The following is a 1,025-nucleotide window of genomic DNA, read 5'->3' as shown; positions in this document are numbered from 1 at the left end:
ACGGCCTGGCCGTTGTAGCACTGAGCGAACGACCCGTCCCCGGTGAGCATGATCTTCGACTCCGGGTCGGTGAAGTTGCGCTGGGCCTTCGGCCTGGGCGTGGCGCGCTCGGCGGCCTCAGCGGCCTTCTGCGCGACGGTGTCTTCGTCTTCGCCCTTACCGCGGGCCTTAGCCTCAGCCTTCTCCGCCGCATCGGCGGCGGCGTCGGCTTCCAGAGCAGCTTTGGCCTGGCGCAGCTTGACCAGGCGAGACTCTCGGCGGGCCAGCTCATCGGGCAGCTCGTCCCCGCGCCGGTTCTTGCCGAACTTGGCGTCCTCGGCCTTGTCGATGGCCTCGGCGGCGGCCAGCAGATCGGAGACCTCCTGGGCCAGTACCTTCTCCTTGTCCGTCAGCCGCGCGTACGACATGGCCTTGCGTTTGGAGGCGTTCGCCCGCAGCTTCGTCCCATCCAGCGCGACCTGTCCAAGCGTGACCATCCCGGCGGCCTGGCACAACGCCAACGCCTGCAAGAACAGGTTGCCCAGCGCGGCCAGGTGCCTCTTGCGAAACCTGGCGATCGCGCGGTAGTCCGGGGCCGCCCCGGCCGCCAACCACCGGAAAGCGACGATGTCGGTGCAGGCCTTCTCGATCCCGCGGGAGGAGCGCACCCCCGTGGTGTAGCCGAAGATCAGCAACCGCACCATCAACCGCGGATCGTACGGCGGGGCCCCGCGCCCCTCCTGGTAGGAGACGTAGATCCGCGATAAATCCAGGTGCTCATCGACCAGATCCGCCACGAACCGTGCCAGATGATCGGCCGGAAGCCAGTCATCCAGCGACGGCGGCAGCAACAACCCCTGGCCCGGGTCGAACGCCCGAAATGTCTTGCCTGCGCCCACCGGCTCGACCTCGCCCTGCCGGTCAGCCCGCACGACGCGGAACTCCTCGGCGGCGAACAACCCTTCCTCGCCCATGACGACAATTATCCCGCCGAACCCGCCCCATCAGCGGACCTGAACTGGCGTGTTACTGACCCACGCTCCTAG

Annotated in this window: 1 protein-coding gene; it reads right to left on the bottom strand. The window is 67.9% G+C overall.

From position 1 onward, the window contains the following. A partial coding sequence (locus tag G6021_RS15590) for a transposase (RefSeq protein ID WP_206682671.1) occupies nucleotides 1-953 on the bottom strand: 953 nt, incomplete at its 3' end. Nucleotides 954-1,025 lie beyond the last annotated feature (72 nt).

Origin of the sequence: Dietzia sp. CW19, from assembly GCF_014145265.1 — a bacterium.
In the GTDB taxonomy this organism is placed as follows: domain Bacteria; phylum Actinomycetota; class Actinomycetes; order Mycobacteriales; family Mycobacteriaceae; genus Dietzia; species Dietzia natronolimnaea.
The sequence above is the reverse complement of the archived record's forward strand: the minus strand, read 5'-3'. Positions and strand labels throughout refer to the sequence as shown.